Annotated in this window: 15 protein-coding genes; all 15 read left to right on the top strand. The window is 50.7% G+C overall.

Features of this window, described 5'->3' with window-relative positions; all coding sequences use genetic code 11:
- The first annotated feature begins 1 nt into the window (after position 1).
- Positions 2-1,513 carry a VanW family protein gene (locus ACTL32_RS07455; protein ID WP_441340867.1) on the top strand — a complete coding sequence of 504 codons (1,512 nt, stop codon included), beginning with the start codon at positions 2-4 and terminating at the stop codon, positions 1,511-1,513.
- Positions 1,514-1,535: 22 nt separating this feature from the next.
- A complete protein-coding gene (locus ACTL32_RS07460; RefSeq protein ID WP_441340868.1) occupies positions 1,536-3,191 on the top strand; it encodes a GspE/PulE family protein in 1,656 nt (551 codons plus the stop codon).
- Positions 3,192-3,194: 3 nt separating this feature from the next.
- A complete protein-coding gene (locus ACTL32_RS07465; RefSeq protein WP_441340869.1) occupies positions 3,195-4,235 on the top strand; it encodes a type IV pilus twitching motility protein PilT in 1,041 nt (346 codons plus the stop codon).
- A gap of 1 nt (position 4,236) precedes the next feature.
- On the top strand, positions 4,237-5,448 hold the full coding sequence (locus tag ACTL32_RS07470) for a type II secretion system F family protein (RefSeq protein WP_441340870.1): 1,212 nt from the start codon (positions 4,237-4,239) through the stop codon (positions 5,446-5,448).
- Positions 5,449-5,577: 129 nt separating this feature from the next.
- Complete coding sequence (locus tag ACTL32_RS07475; RefSeq protein ID WP_441340871.1) at positions 5,578-6,036, top strand: prepilin-type N-terminal cleavage/methylation domain-containing protein; 459 nt, start codon at positions 5,578-5,580, stop codon at positions 6,034-6,036.
- A 29-nt stretch (positions 6,037-6,065) separates the two neighbouring features.
- Positions 6,066-7,004, top strand: coding sequence for a type IV pilus biogenesis protein PilM (pilM, locus tag ACTL32_RS07480; protein ID WP_441340872.1), 939 nt, complete (start codon positions 6,066-6,068; stop codon positions 7,002-7,004).
- 3 nt (positions 7,005-7,007) lie between these two features.
- Positions 7,008-7,835, top strand: coding sequence for a PilN domain-containing protein (locus ACTL32_RS07485; RefSeq protein WP_441340873.1), 828 nt, complete (start codon positions 7,008-7,010; stop codon positions 7,833-7,835).
- A complete protein-coding gene (locus tag ACTL32_RS07490; RefSeq protein WP_441340874.1) occupies positions 7,832-8,791 on the top strand; it encodes a LysM peptidoglycan-binding domain-containing protein in 960 nt (319 codons plus the stop codon). Before ACTL32_RS07485 ends, ACTL32_RS07490 begins: the two co-directional genes overlap by 4 nt.
- A gap of 64 nt (positions 8,792-8,855) precedes the next feature.
- Positions 8,856-9,611: a prepilin peptidase gene (locus ACTL32_RS07495; protein ID WP_441340875.1), complete on the top strand. Its 756-nt coding sequence runs from the start codon at positions 8,856-8,858 to the stop codon at positions 9,609-9,611.
- Between the two features lie 372 nt (positions 9,612-9,983).
- The gene (locus ACTL32_RS07500; protein ID WP_441340876.1) at positions 9,984-10,607 is read left to right on the top strand and encodes a Maf family protein; all 624 of its coding nucleotides are present in this window, start codon (positions 9,984-9,986) and stop codon (positions 10,605-10,607) included.
- Positions 10,586-11,278, top strand: a complete 693-nt coding sequence (radC, locus tag ACTL32_RS07505) for a RadC family protein (protein WP_441340877.1) — start codon at positions 10,586-10,588, stop codon at positions 11,276-11,278. The genes ACTL32_RS07500 and radC overlap by 22 nt, the downstream gene beginning before the upstream one ends.
- 89 nt (positions 11,279-11,367) lie before the next feature.
- Positions 11,368-12,396 (top strand): rod shape-determining protein, encoded by a 1,029-nt coding sequence (locus ACTL32_RS07510; protein ID WP_377340354.1) that lies wholly within the window; start codon positions 11,368-11,370, stop codon positions 12,394-12,396.
- Between the two features lie 14 nt (positions 12,397-12,410).
- Positions 12,411-13,298 (top strand): rod shape-determining protein MreC, encoded by an 888-nt coding sequence (gene mreC / locus ACTL32_RS07515; RefSeq protein ID WP_441340878.1) that lies wholly within the window; start codon positions 12,411-12,413, stop codon positions 13,296-13,298.
- The gene (gene mreD, locus ACTL32_RS07520) at positions 13,295-13,825 is read left to right on the top strand and encodes a rod shape-determining protein MreD (RefSeq protein WP_204890365.1); all 531 of its coding nucleotides are present in this window, start codon (positions 13,295-13,297) and stop codon (positions 13,823-13,825) included. The genes mreC and mreD overlap by 4 nt, the downstream gene beginning before the upstream one ends.
- A 21-nt stretch (positions 13,826-13,846) precedes the next feature.
- Positions 13,847-14,512, top strand: coding sequence for a septum site-determining protein MinC (gene minC / locus ACTL32_RS07525; RefSeq protein ID WP_204890366.1), 666 nt, complete (start codon positions 13,847-13,849; stop codon positions 14,510-14,512).
- Position 14,513: the final 1 nt, after the last annotated feature.

A 14,513-nucleotide genomic window follows, 5' to 3' on the forward strand; every position in this document is an offset into this window, starting at 1 on the left:
GATGGACAACAAAGCATTCGGAATTACGTTTTCTTCTATATTAGCGTCAGGCGTGGTGTTCTTTGGAGCGGCCAACGCGGGCGCTTTTGCCGTAGACACGTGGCTGTTCCCGACCGAAGAGTTCGGAGACAACACGTATATTGGCACGACCGATGTTTCGAACATGGAACTTGCAGATGCGAAGCTCTTGTTCGGCGGCCAGGTTGAATCATGGCGCCAAGGCGCAGAACTTCTGGTTACCTATCAGGACGTCACTGTGCCGTATCCATTGGACTCAGCACAGATCCTGCTGGATGAAACAGTGGCGGGCGCAGAAGACGGCACACAGAATCAATTTGTCTATGATCTGTCCGCAGCAACGACAGCTAAATTCCTAGCGGAGCAATTTCCGGTTGCGGCATTTTCAGATGCCGATGTAGAGACCATAAACACAAAATTGGAAGCAGCTCTGGCTTCCGGCCAGAAGCAGTCCCGGGTGACGATCAGCGATGATACGCTTGCCCTACAACAAGAAACTGTTGCAGAAGCGGCGTTTACGCACAGTATCGAAAGCAAGGATGCGTTCGTCATTGCCGAATCGCTTAACGGGTTTGTGTTGGAGCCGGGCGCTACCTTTTCATTCCTGGATTTCTTGGCGAATGTAGAGCTGTCTAATATCACGGATGCGGAATTATCCCAAATCGCATCCGCCATTTACTCAGCTGTTCTAAAAACCAACTTGTTAGTGGATGAGCGCAGCATTGGGGCAACGGCTCCGACCGCCATTCCGATTGGACACGAAGCGGCGATCAACCGCCAGCTTGGCGTCGATTTCGTCTTCACGAATCCAAACGCGAGCTCGTTCACGCTCGGCATGTCGCTCGACAGCTCAACAATCGGCGCAGCCCTGAACGGCTATCCGCTCGTCTATGATTACCAAATTACGACAGGTAAAGAAGACAAAGTGAAACCGCGTTTAATCAAGCAATACAGTGCGTTTGTAACTTCCGGCAAAGTGGTCGAAGAAACCGGACGCAACGGCCTCCGCTTGAATGTCATCCGTACGATTACAGCTGACGGGCAGGAAATGGAAGTCGAAACAGTATCGACCGACTTTTATCCGCCAGTCCATATTGTTGAAGTGTACCCGCTGACTGTTAAAGCAGAAGCGCCGGCAACCGGAACAGCACCGAAACCAGGAGAACCCGGTTTTGTGGATACGAACGGCGACGGAGTTCATGATGATACGTCAGACGGTACAACGCCAACGCCGCAGCCAGGACAGCCTGGATTCATCGACCAAAACGGCGACGGCGTCCACGACGGCACACCTGCTACGCCGCAGCCGGGGCAGCCAGGATTTATCGACCTTGATGGAGACGGAAAGCATGACGGCACGACGACAATACCGCAGCCAGGCTGGCCGGGCTATACCGATATCGACGGCGACGGCGTGCACGATGGAAATACGGATAAGGACGATGAAGAAAAAGATCCGGCTTATGATAAAGGCGGCAACAGCATCAATCCTTAACCGGTTTTGAGGGGGAAAAGTTTTGGCAAGAACTCGAAAAAGACTAGGCGACATATTAATAGAGATGGGGCTCATTTCAGAAGGGGACCTTCAGGGCACGCTCGACGCGAAGCAGTCCGACCAGAAACTGGGGGACGCGCTGCTTCAACGCGGGCTCATCACCGAACAGCAATTGATCGAAACGCTCGAAGTCCAGCTGGGCATCCCGCATGTCTCGCTGTTCCGCTATCCGTTCGACCCGAAACTGTTCAACGTGGTGCCGAAAGATTTTGCGAAACGGAAATCACTCGTGCCGCTGAAAACGGAAGGCGACAAGTTATTTATCGCGATGACCGATCCAACGGATTTTTTCACAATCGACGATCTCCGCCTGACGACCGGTTTCCAGATCGAACCAGCGATCGCGTCGAAAGAAGACATCATGAAGACGATCGCGAAATACTACGAAGAAGAATCGTACGACGAAATGATGGAAGACTTGCCGCAGATGGACGAGCAGCAGGAAGACCTGAACGACCTCGACGCACCGATTGTGCGTCTCGTCAACCAGATCCTTTCTACTGCCGTGAGCCTAAAAGCGAGCGATGTGCATTTCGATCCGCAGGAGAATAAAATCCTGGTGCGCTACCGCATCGACGGCACGCTGCGCACAGAGCGTACGCTGCCAAAGAATATGCAGCAAATGGTTACTGCGCGCATCAAGATCTTAGCGAACCTCGACATCACCGAGAACCGGGTGCCGCAGGATGGGCGCATCAAAACAAATGTCGATTTTCGGGCAATCGACCTCCGGGTATCGTCGCTGCCAACAGTGTTCGGTGAGAAAATCGTCATGCGGATTCTCGACTTAAGCAATAACTTGACCGATATCTCGAAGCTCGGCTTCAACGAAACGAATATGGAGCGGTTTATGCAGGAAATTGACAAGCCAAACGGCATCGTCCTTATTTCAGGGCCGACCGGTTCCGGTAAGTCATCAACCCTTTACGCCGCACTCAATAAACTCAACAGCGAAGAAGTCAACATCATTACAGTTGAAGACCCGGTCGAGTATCAGCTCGAAGGCATCAACCAGATCCAGGTGAACTCGAACGTCGGCTTGACGTTCGCCGCTGGGCTGCGTTCCATCCTGCGCCAGGATCCTGACATCGTCATGGTCGGGGAGATCCGTGACAAAGAAACAGCGGAGATTTCCATCCGGGCGTCACTCACTGGCCACTTGGTCTTGAGCACGATCCACACGAACGATTCGATCGCTTCGATTACTCGTTTAATGGACATGGGCATCGAGCCGTTCCTGGTAACCGCGTCGCTCAACGCGGTCGTCGCCCAACGTTTGATCCGCCGGGTCTGCCGTGATTGCCGCGAGCTCCAGCCTGCAACTTCTCGCGAAAAACATATCTTTGAAAAACGCGGCATCACCATTGACTTCGTGGCGCGCGGCAAAGGCTGCTCGCAGTGCAATATGACCGGCTACCGCGGCCGGATGGCAATCCACGAAGTGCTGGTTGTCGATGAACCGATGAAAGACATTATCAACCGCGGCGGAACCGCAGCGGAAATCCGGGAAATTGCTATCAAGAACAAAACCATCTTTTTGATCGACGACGGCTTATTAAAAGTAAAGGAGGGCATGACAACGACAGAAGAAGTATTGCGCGTTGCCATGATCGATTAGCCTATGCCTACTGCTTATATTGATAAAATACTTACTGCTGCCAAAGAATTAGGGGTTTCAGACGTTCACTTAACAGTCGGCGTCCCGCCAGTTTTCCGCATGCACGGAACCTTAAAGCAATACGGCGAAGAAAAAGTCATGCCAGATTTGACGAAAGAAATTGCCCGCGTCCTGATGCCGGAAGTCTTATGGGAGAAATTTCTTGATAAAGGCGAGATGGATTATTCCTACTCCATCCAAGGCGTTGCACGTTTCCGTGTGAACTCATTCCATCAGCGAGGGTCAATCTCGCATGCATTCCGGATGATTCCGACGAAAGTTCCAAGCGTAGATGATCTGAATATGCCGGATACCTTGAAAAAACTTTCGGAGACGCACCAAGGTTTGATTCTTGTGACTGGCCCGACCGGTTCTGGTAAATCAACCACGCTTGCTGCAATGATCCGCCATATGAATGAAACGATGACGAAACATATTATTACCTTAGAAGATCCGATCGAGTATATGCATAAGCACGGTACGTCCGTCATCGATCAGCGCGAAGTTGGTTTCGATACTCAGTCCTTCGCCGATGGTCTCCGCGCTGCGCTCCGTCAAGATCCCGACGTTATCCTCGTCGGTGAGATGCGGGACTTGGAGACTATCACTACTGCAATAACTGCCGCAGAAACAGGTCACTTGGTTCTGGGTACGCTCCATACCTCGAGCGCAGCTTCGACTATCGAACGTATTATTGACGTCTTTCCGCCTATCCAGCAATCACAAGTACGAACGCAACTCGGTGGCATCTTAAAAGCGGTTATCTCCCAGCGTCTCTTGCCGACAGTTGACGGAAAAGGGCGCGTGGCCGCGACCGAAATACTGATTAACAATACGGCCATCGCCAACTTGATCCGCACGGAAAAAGTACATCAAATTCCTAACGTCATCTTGACGAACCGCGCAGCCGGTATGCATATGATGTCGACATCCGTGCAAGAATTCCTTAAAAAAGGAAAGATCTCTCGCCAAATCGCTCAGCCTTATTTAGAGGGGGAGGAATAATTTGGCCCGTTTTAAATACGAAGGACGCGATCGGAAGAAGATTCGGTCGGGTATCATGGTGGCAGGCAATCGCCGCGAAGCGATCGAGAAGCTTCGAGATGAAGGTGTGCGGGTCATTGATATTCGTGAGATACCTGCGACCGCTCTCCAAAAAGACATTACGCTAGGCAACCCAGTTAAACGTGACCAGTTCATTATGTTCTTGCGTCAATTCTCAACGCTTATGCGTGCAGGAGTGACGATTGTTGACTCGGTGAAAATTTTATCTCAACAATCCGAATCAAAAGCATTGCGGAAAACGTTGGTTGAAATCGATGAAGAACTGCGGAAAGGGAACTCGCTTTCCAATTCGCTTGCGAAATATCCGAAGATTTTTGAGCCGCTGACAATTAACTTGATAAGAGCCGGAGAACTATCAGGGAACATTGATGAATCGCTTGATCGATTGGCAACGCATTATGATAAAGCTTACCAAACGCGGCAGAAAGTTATATCGGCTATGTCATATCCAGCAGTTGTTGGGGTTATAGCAATTGGGGTTGTTATTTTCCTATTGGCTTCCATTGTACCTATGTTTGCAGATATGTTTGCAGGTTTCGGAGGGGAATTACCACTTGTGACGCAGTTCGTTATGGGAGCCAGTGATTTTGTGAAAGTGTATTGGTACATCTTAGTTTTGGCTGCGCTCATATTTGCAGGAGTATTATGGGTTATGAGACGAAATGAACGTGGAAAATTTATATTAGATACATTCCTTCTCCGCATGCCGATATTCGGTAAAATTTTCAAAAAATCTGCGCTTGCTAGATTAACACGTACATTAAGTTCGTTATTCTCAAGCTCGGTGCCGATTTTGCAAGCAATGACGATGACAGAGAAAGTCGTCGGCAATGCCGTCATGTCAAAAGTGATCATTGCGTCGCGCGACTCACTTGAACGCGGCGGATCGCTCACTGAACCGATGAAAAGCCACTGGGCGTTTCCACCGCTGATTCCTCATATGATTTCAATCGGAGAACAGACTGGATCACTTGATCACATGCTGTCAAAAGTAGCCGAATTCTATGAAAAAGAAGTGGAAGCGGAGACTGACCGGTTAAAAGCGTTAATAGAACCATTGATGATTGTTGTTCTAGCGACTCTGGTCGGGACCATTATACTAGCTATAATGATGCCAATGTTTGAAATGTTCCAGAATGTAGATAAATTATAGGTATATATTATTAAAAATTTTTGAAATATTTTCAAAAATAATTGAAAAAGAGTATTGTTTAATTCAAGACTATTGATATAATAAAGGTGTACTCAACATAGTACAAAATAATTGATTAAGAGGGGGAAAATGGAAATGAAAAAATTCTTACAGAAGAAGTTGAAAAACGAAAAAGGGATGACGTTAATCGAGCTTTTAGCAGTTATCGTTATCATCGCGATCATCGCAGCAATCGCTATTCCAGCGATTGGTAATATCATTGAAAACAGTCGTGTTGGAGCAATTAAGTCAGACGCTCAGAATGTTTTATCTGCAGCAACCATTTACTATACGGATAATGCAAGTGCCCCAAGTGGAGTAACTGTAACCGAGTTATTGGCTGCGGACTATTTGCAAGACGGTGGTTCATTAACTGCTGGAACTTCTGTAGCTAAGGTTTCTGGGGGGAATACAATAACTGGGGCCGGTGAAGATGGAGGAGTAAAACTTGACTTTTCCGCTTCTACAAATGCAGATATTACAGCAGTCTCAAATTCTGATGGAAATGCAACTGGAGAAGTTGTAGGAACAGTTACAATAACAAGATAATAATCTTTATTTACCTAGGAGCTGAAAAAATGGCCTTATCGTTCTTATCGAAGAAAGCGCGAGTCGCGACAATTACTATAGAAGAAGACGCGATCCGTCATGTCGACTTGAAATCCGTTTCCCCGATCGAATTGAGCTGTGCGGAAGAGATCCTTCTTCCGCCCGGCATTATCGAAGACGGGAAAGTGGTCGATATGGAAGCGCTGGAATCGATGCTCGATAAGGCTGTCAATCAGTGGGGTCTCTCCAAGAAGTCAGTCCGATTCCTCGCCCCTGACGAATTTGTTATTATCCGCAAAGTACCATACCCCGAAGATGTTGAAGCCGATGAATTGAAAGGCCATTTCTTCATTGAAATCGGTTCGACGCTTTACTTGCCATTCGAAGATCCCGTCTTTGATGTGGTGCCTTATCACACCGATACGGAGACGCCGGAAGTGATCATCATCGCTTCGAAGGAATCTGTCATAAACGATTATGAAACAGCATTGGACCGTTCGAAAATGAAAGCGGTCGTCGCTGATATTACCCCACTTGCACTATATAGATTGGCTTATCTCCAACATGATTTCTCGGAAGAAGAGCACATTATGATGATCGACATCCAGTCGAAGAAGATGACGGTGTCGATTTTCCATGAACATTTCCCGCTCTTCATGCGTCCGGTCGAATTCGATGTTGACAATTCCATTACGGAAGATCCGGCATCGGTCATGGAAATCGTTGAAGAAGAAGCAGAGAAATTAGCGAACTTTTACCGTTATAATATGAATGAAGGCGAATTCGGCATCACGAAAGTGATTTGCAACGGTGAATACAATGACTGGCCGAACTTCCAGGCCCGCCTGGAAGAACGTTTCTTATTGCCGGTCGCTCCGATTGTCATCGAAGACATTCCTTCTGACAGCGAGAAAAGTGTTCCGGGCCGTTTCAACCGCGCCATTGGCCTAGCGCTGAAAGAGGTGTAGCACATGCTTGTCGATATTAACTTACTGCCGCAAAAGGAGCGGGACCGCCCCGCCTCTGTCATTGCGGCCCTTTCGATTTTATTGCTTGGCGTAATCGTTTGGGGCGTTTTTGCGTTTTTAGCAAACGGCCTTGAAAAAGAGCAGGCGGCACTTGCTGCTGAATCGGCGCAAGTCGCTTCAGAGCAGGCGCTTCTTCGCGAACAGCTGGAAGCGACACAAGGCTTGAATGAAGAACAGCAGCTGAAAGTGACAGTTGACTGGGCAGAGAGCTATCAATTCGATACGGTTCCGTTGCTCGATGAATTGGTATCAAAGCTGCCACAGCGCGGATTTTTCGATAGCTTCGCTTATACCGGGATGGATCAGGCGATTTTGACGGTCCAATTCGATACAGCTCGTGAGTCAGCTTATTACCTTGCGCAGCTGAAAGCTTCCGAAATGCTCGAGTCTGCAACGCTTGATTCAGTGACCCAAGAAGATATTCAAACCGAAACGGTTGAAGGAGAAACGGTGATTATCGACGAAGATTCACCACTTCAGAACCCTCGTTATATCGCCACGTATACATTGATTTTTGTAGATGGACGAGTTCCAGCGTTGACACCGGAAGGTGAAGTGATTGCGGAACCGGTCAATCCGTCTGCACCTCCGGCAGAAGCACCTGCTGAAGAGGTCGATGTGAATGTTGAAGTGAACGAAGAAACTCCTGCGACACCTGCGACACCTGCGACACCTGCGACACCTGCAACACCAGAGGCGCCGGCTGCTCCTGCACCAACTGAGACACCGGCAACGACAACTCCTGAAGGAACGGAGGGGTCAGGCCAATGAGCAGCATGACAAAACGCCAAAAAGAACGTGCACTTATATTTCTAGCGATTCTCTTTTTACTTGCGATAGCGGCTTATTCCTACTTTATGATGTATGGGCCGGCACGAGACGCTAAGCTCCAGGCGGAACAATTGCTTATGTCAGAGCGTGAAGTTTTGATGGCTTTAGAAGCGCAGCTGAAGGAAGTGCCGGAAGGCGAAAAGATCAGCACGAGTGAACTGCAACAGAAAGTTGCGGTTGAACCTCTTTCTGAATTAATCGTTCTCCAGATCGAACAAGCGGAATTGATGGCCGGCGCTTTGGTGACGGATATCGCGATTGCCGAAGAAGCGGTGACGCTTCCGGTGCCAGTTGAAGGGCTTGAGAACTTGCAGCAAGTCAACACATCCGTGACGATCGAAGTCCCGGATTACAAAGCGATCACGACGTTCATCGACGAAATCGAATCGATGAAGCGCATCATGATCGTCGAGAACATCGACTTCAGTGCGGGTGATGAAGTGACAGCGGCGGATCAGGAAGATGAACTTCTTGATGTGACGCTCAGCTTCAGCGCATATTACCGTCCGGACCTAATTGCTCTAGCGGACACGCTTCCGAAAGTCGACGCTCCGGCGCCGGCCGGCAAACTGAATCCGCTGCCGCAAAATGACGGCACGGATTTAGCGGACGAAGAAGAAGTGGAACCGGCAGTGGGCGATGCAGATGTCGAAGTAGACGTTGAAGTGAACTTGGACGATGATTCGGTCGGTGCGTCAACAGAAGCGCCGAATCCGAACGTCGCCGGTTCGCAGACAGCGATGACGCATAAAGTGCAAAAAGGCGAAACACTCTATACGATTGCGCTCCGCTATTTCAACAACAACGAGGGCATGGGACGGATCAAAGAAGCGAACGAGTTGGAGTCGGATGTGATTCAGACCGGACAGAACTTGATTATTCCAGCACGGCCTTAAAAGGAGAAATCACTCTGATTTCTCCTTTTTCCATTACTAATTCACCTATTAAGGAGAGAAGCCCATGGCACTCACATATACCGTTTTCTTTTCCATTTTCGGGCTCGTCTTCGGCTCGTTCTATAACGTCGTCGGACTGCGCGTGCCGAAAAACGAGTCGATCGCCTATCCGCCGTCTCATTGCACAAAATGCGACCGCCGGCTGACCGCACTCGACCTCGTTCCGGTGTTTTCGTTCCTGTTCCTGAAAGGGAAATGCCGCACGTGCGGCGCGAAAATCCATTGGGTCTACCCACTCATGGAGTTCATCACGGCCGGGCTCTTCGCTCTGTCGTTCTGGAAATTCGGTTTCACGCCGGAACTCATTGTCGCGCTCCTGTTCGTCTCGCTCCTAGTCATCATCACCGTGTCGGACATCGCGTACATGCTGATTCCGGACAAGGTGCTGCTGCCGATAGGAATTGTTCTTCTAGCGTTGCGTCTCTTTATTCCGCTTGATCCGTGGTGGGACGCGATTGCCGGTGCGCTTGTCGGATTCGGGCTATTGCTGTTGATCGCCATCGTTTCAAAAGGAGGTATGGGTGGCGGCGACATCAAGCTGTTCTTCGTCATCGGGCTGGTGCTCGGCGTGTCCGGCACGCTCCTGACGCTGTTCCTAGCGTCGCTCATCGGCGCCATCGCCGGCCTCTTCATGCTCCAAAAATCAGAGCAGGGACGAAAAACGCCGGTCCCGTTCGGCCCGTCCATTGCACTCGGCGCCGTCATCACCTATTTCTGGGGAGCCGAACTGCTCGCCTGGTATATGGGTTTCTGGGGATAAGTCAATATTCTAGAAAGAGCTGCTAACTGCCTCAAACACTTGAGGCGGTTGGCAGTTTTTTATTTATACATAGCTGTCTCATAGAAGCAGTACAAGAGCGCCGCCGCGTCAGTGGGCTAGGCGAAGCCAAAAGACAGGCGGTCTTTGCCTGGCTTTTGGCGAGAGCCATGCCCCAAGCGGCGAAGCGGCTATAAAAAGCAATTCTTCATTTACTCAAAAAAATTTTTAAAACCGCGCAGCGGATCGCTTCTTACTGAGTAATAGACTCAAATCTCATTTTTTATTCCCTGAAATGCAGCCAAAAATCATTTTTGCGCATTTTGCAAAGGGATGAATTTTGGGTATGATGACAGAAAAGGGAGGAATCCAACCATGAAATTTACAGCCAACCAATCGGTCGTCCTGGCATCCGCTTCGCCGCGCCGGTCTGAATTACTCGCGATGCTCGGCATCGAGTTCACCGTCAAACCAAGCCCGAAAGACGAACCGAATCCGGCGGATTACCAGACGGCGATGGGCTATGTCATCGAATGCGCACGCCTGAAAGCGAAAGACATCGCCAAGCACCATCCGGAAGCGGTCGTCATCGGCTCCGATACGGTCGTTGTCCTCGACGGCGAAATCCTGCTGAAACCGAAGAGCCGGGAAGAGGCGGTCGATTATTTGACGCGCCTGTCCGGCAAGACGCACGACGTCATCACTGCCGTATCAATCATCAAAGGCGCGAGCGAAGAGTCGTTCCACGAACTGACACAGGTAACATTCTACGAACTGCCGGAAGCGTGGATCAATGCGTACGTCGATACGGAAGACCCGTACGACAAAGCAGGCGCGTACGGCATCCAGACCGTCTCCGGCTTGTTTGTCGAGAAAATCAATGGCGATTACAACGCGGTCGTCGGCTTGCCGATTGCGAAACTTGCCCAGAAGCTGAGCTTGTCCGGCTATATCCGCATTGAAGGGAGCCGTGTGGAATGCTGCCAGAAGGGGCGCTGATGATGCGCGAAGTCCATGCCGCCGACCGCCCGCGCGAGCGGCTCATCAACCAGGGAGCGACGAGCTTGTCGAACCAGGAGCTCATTGCGATCCTGCTCCGCACAGGCACGAAGCAGGAATCGGTGTTGCACCTCGCGAACCGGACCTTGCTTTATTTTGAACACCTCCACCACTTGAAAGACGCGACAATCGAAGAAATCACATCCATCAAAGGCATTGGCCAAGCGAAAGCGGTGCAGCTCCTTGCTGCCATCGAGCTCGGCCGCCGCCTTTCTTCCAAGCAGACCGACCAGAAATTCACGATCCGGTCCCCGAAAGATGCCGCCAATTATTTGATGGCGGACATGACTTCACTAAAACAGGAGCATTTCGTTGTCCTGTTCCTCAACATCAAAAACCAAGTAATGCACAAACAAACGATCTTTGTCGGCAGCCTGAACGCGAGCATCGTCCACCCGCGCGAGATTTTCCGCGAGGCTGTGCGGCGCTCTTCGGCGTCGATTGTCTGCGCCCATAACCACCCGTCCGGCAACCCGGCGCCGTCGCCAGAAGATATTGCGGTGACAAAGCGTTTGATGGAAGCCGGAAGCATCATCGGCATCGAACTATTGGACCATATCATCATAGGGGACCATCAGTTCATCTCTTTGAATGAAAAGGGGTTCATGTAGGACTGTTACTTTCTTTCTTTATCGTCTATAATGAGTAGTATTGTGTTCACTCTATGGCAATTTGGCATATAAAGAAGGGAAGATTTGACGTGTTTGGAATAGGCTCAAAGGATGTAGGAATTGATTTAGGAACTGCGAATACACTGGTATTCATTAAGAATAAAGGGATTGTGCTGCGCGAACCATCAGTTGTGGCGAAAAATACCAAGACAGACGAAATCGTCGCAGTCGGCAACGACGCGCGCAATATGATCGGGCGGACGCCTGGGTCTATCGTCGCGATCCGTCCAATGAAAGACGGAGTAATTGCGGATTTCGATACGACGACAGCAATGATACAGTATTACTTGAAAGGCGCTTTGAAAGCGGCGGGCGGCTCGATGTCGAAGCCGAACGTCATGATCTGCGTCCCTTCAGGCATCACTTCTGTCGAAAAACGTGCCATAATTGACGCAGCGCGCCAAGCAGGCGCGCGTGAAGCGTTCACGATCGAAGAGCCGTTCGCAGCTGCGATCGGTGCGAACTTGCCGGTATGGGAACCTACCGGGAGCCTTGTCGTCGATATTGGTGGCGGTACGACGGAAGTCGCTGTCATCTCGCTTGGGGGCATCGTCACGAGCGAATCTGTCCGGGTAGCCGGAGATGCGCTTGACGTGGCCATCACCCAATACATCCGTAAAACGTACAACCTGACGATCGGGGAACGTACTGCGGAAGCGATCAAGATGGAAATCGGTTCGGCGCGCACGATCACCGAAGCCGATAAGAACATGAAAATGGATATCCGCGGCCGCGATCTTTTGACGGGACTGCCGAAGACGATCGAAATTTCGGCGCCGGAGATTGCGGAAGCGTTGAAAGAATCGGTCATGGCCATCATCGACGGCGTGCGCCGCACGCTGGAGAAGACGCCGCCGGAACTGTCAGCGGACGTCATGGAGCGCGGCATCGTGCTGACGGGCGGGGGCGCTTTGTTGAAGAACCTCGACAAAGTGATCGCCGACCAGACAGACATGCCTGTTTTCATTGCGGATGATCCGCTTGATTGCGTAGCGATCGGCACCGGCAAAGCACTCGACAACATCGACCAGATCCGACGCCTGCAATCACATAAATAAGGAGGATTGCCGTAATGTTCCATTTTTTGTCAAACAAGCGGCTTATTTTGCTGCTGTTGGGCGTCATCCTTCTGGTAGGGCTGATTTCGTTCTCGCTCCGCGACCGCGATAACGTGTCGCTGCCGGAGCAGCTTATCAAGGATGGCGTCGGTGCGGGGCAAATGGTCTTTTCCGGCCCCGCCCATTTTGTTACTGGAATTTTTGATAATGTGGATTCTCTTTTGAATACATATCAGGAAAACAAGTACTTGAAATCCCGGCTCGAGGAATTCGCCGGCGTCAAAGCGGAAGTCACGGATCTCCGTTCTGAGAATGCCGAACTGAAGGCATTGGTCGGCAAGAAGGAAGACCTCCGCGATTACAACCCGATCCAAGGGACGGTCATTGCCCGCAACCCGGATCAATGGGAAGAAAAAGTCATCATCAATAAAGGATCCAAAAGCGGCGTCTCCGAGAACATGGCAGTCATGACGGCGCAAGGGTTGATCGGCAAAGTCACGCTGACGACGCCGTTCACGTCGACCGTTGAACTCGTGTCGACGCAGGATCCGAATTACCGGGTGTCCGCACTCGTGCTCGGCGGTAAGAAGGAAGTCTTCGGACTGATCGAAGGCTATGACTCCGAACGCCGCGAACTGCTCCTCAAGCGGATCGATGCGGACATCGAACTGAAAGAAGGCCAGCAGGTCGTATCGAGCGGCCTGGGCGGCATCTTCCCGAAAGGCATCGTCATAGGCGAGATCACGGAAGTCGCGATTGACGAGTTCGGACTGACGAAGCTTGCGTACGTCAAGCCGGCAGCCGACTTCTCGCTCCTGAATCACGTGGTCATCGCTGACCGGGTCGTGCCGGAAGTGGACGGGGAAGACAACGGCGAAACGGCGAAGGAAGAAGAATCATGATGAAATACTTGATCCTCGTATTCGGGCTCGTGCTGTTTTTCCTCGAGCCCGTCTTCGGCCTGTTTTCACCGCTGCAGATTGAAGGGGAATTTTATTATATCGTCCCACGCTTTTTGATCATGTTCCTGATTTTCGTGTCGGTTTATTACGACACGAAGCATGCGATGTTTTACGGTTTATTTTTCGGGCTCTTGTACGATGTCTTTTTCATTGATATTATTGGATTATATTCTTTTTTGTATCCGGCGCTTTGTGTGATTGCCGGCTATACGGTAAAGACCGTCCACCGGAATTTATTTGTAGCGACGCTTTTGACACTGGTGCTCACAGCTCTTTTCGAGTTTGTGCTGTACCTGTTTTTCTCATTGATCTCGCTGACGGACGTGGCGCTTGACGCCTTTTTGGCGACGCGCCTATGGCCGACGATGATTGCGAACTCCTTGTTCCTGGTCATCCTCGGCTGGGCGTTCCGTTCCGTGATGGTGGGCAAATTGATTGAGCGGGAAAAGAACCCGAGTTTATACTAAGAGAGCGCAGGTGACACATTTTTGAAGAATCTTGTCAATATCAAGGGGACGAAACAAGGGCTCGTGCTGCAACTCGATGACCAGTGTTCTTACACCGATCTGCTGGCTGAATTGCAGGCAAAGGTGTCGGATCCTGCGCTTGACGGCAGTGCGGAAGTACAGCTTCAGCTGGGCCACCGGTATTGCACCGAAGCCCAGGTGAAGGAAATCATCGCGACGATCCAGCGCAATGAAAACTTGCGCGTTTCGCGCGTACGAAGCGACGTCATCACCGTAGAAGAAAGCAATAAACGCATCCACGAACGCCAGTCCGAGACTTACGTCGGCATCGTGCGCTCCGGGCAGGTTGTCAAAGCGGAAGGCGACCTCGTCGTCGTCGGCGACGTCAACCCGAACGGACGCATTGTCGCCGGCGGCAACATCTATGTGCTCGGCCGATTGAAAGGCATCGCGCACGCAGGGGCAAACGGCAACCGCGAAGCGGTCATCGCCGCCTCATGGCTAGAAGCGACGCATCTGCAGATCGACGACGAGCTCGAGACGATGACCGACGAACTGACGGTGCTCTCGGAACAGCCGGAAATGGAATGCGCTTATCTTCATAAAAATGGCAGCATCATCATCGACCGTTTGCAGGAACTCAGATTCTTACGGCCGGAAATTTCAACGTTTAAAGGAGGAAGCTAGT

This window comes from Planococcus sp. FY231025, assembly GCF_052078085.1.
In the GTDB taxonomy this organism is placed as follows: domain Bacteria; phylum Bacillota; class Bacilli; order Bacillales_A; family Planococcaceae; genus Planococcus.

Excerpts from the sequence above, each read along its gene's own strand:
- mreC (WP_441340878.1), top strand. The coding sequence starts at position 12,411 with ATGTTCCATTTTTTGTCAAACAAGCGGCTTATTTTGCTGCTGTTGGGC.
- pilM (WP_441340872.1), top strand. The coding sequence starts at position 6,066 with ATGGCCTTATCGTTCTTATCGAAGAAAGCGCGAGTCGCGACAATTACT.
- radC (WP_441340877.1), top strand. The coding sequence starts at position 10,586 with ATGCTGCCAGAAGGGGCGCTGATGATGCGCGAAGTCCATGCCGCCGAC.
- ACTL32_RS07485 (WP_441340873.1), top strand. The coding sequence starts at position 7,008 with ATGCTTGTCGATATTAACTTACTGCCGCAAAAGGAGCGGGACCGCCCC.
- ACTL32_RS07495 (WP_441340875.1), top strand. The coding sequence starts at position 8,856 with ATGGCACTCACATATACCGTTTTCTTTTCCATTTTCGGGCTCGTCTTC.
- mreD (WP_204890365.1), top strand. The coding sequence starts at position 13,295 with ATGATGAAATACTTGATCCTCGTATTCGGGCTCGTGCTGTTTTTCCTC.
- ACTL32_RS07500 (WP_441340876.1), top strand. The coding sequence starts at position 9,984 with ATGAAATTTACAGCCAACCAATCGGTCGTCCTGGCATCCGCTTCGCCG.
- ACTL32_RS07455 (WP_441340867.1), top strand. The coding sequence starts at position 2 with ATGGACAACAAAGCATTCGGAATTACGTTTTCTTCTATATTAGCGTCA.
- ACTL32_RS07490 (WP_441340874.1), top strand. The coding sequence starts at position 7,832 with ATGAGCAGCATGACAAAACGCCAAAAAGAACGTGCACTTATATTTCTA.
- ACTL32_RS07475 (WP_441340871.1), top strand. The coding sequence starts at position 5,578 with ATGGAAATGAAAAAATTCTTACAGAAGAAGTTGAAAAACGAAAAAGGG.
- ACTL32_RS07465 (WP_441340869.1), top strand. The coding sequence starts at position 3,195 with ATGCCTACTGCTTATATTGATAAAATACTTACTGCTGCCAAAGAATTA.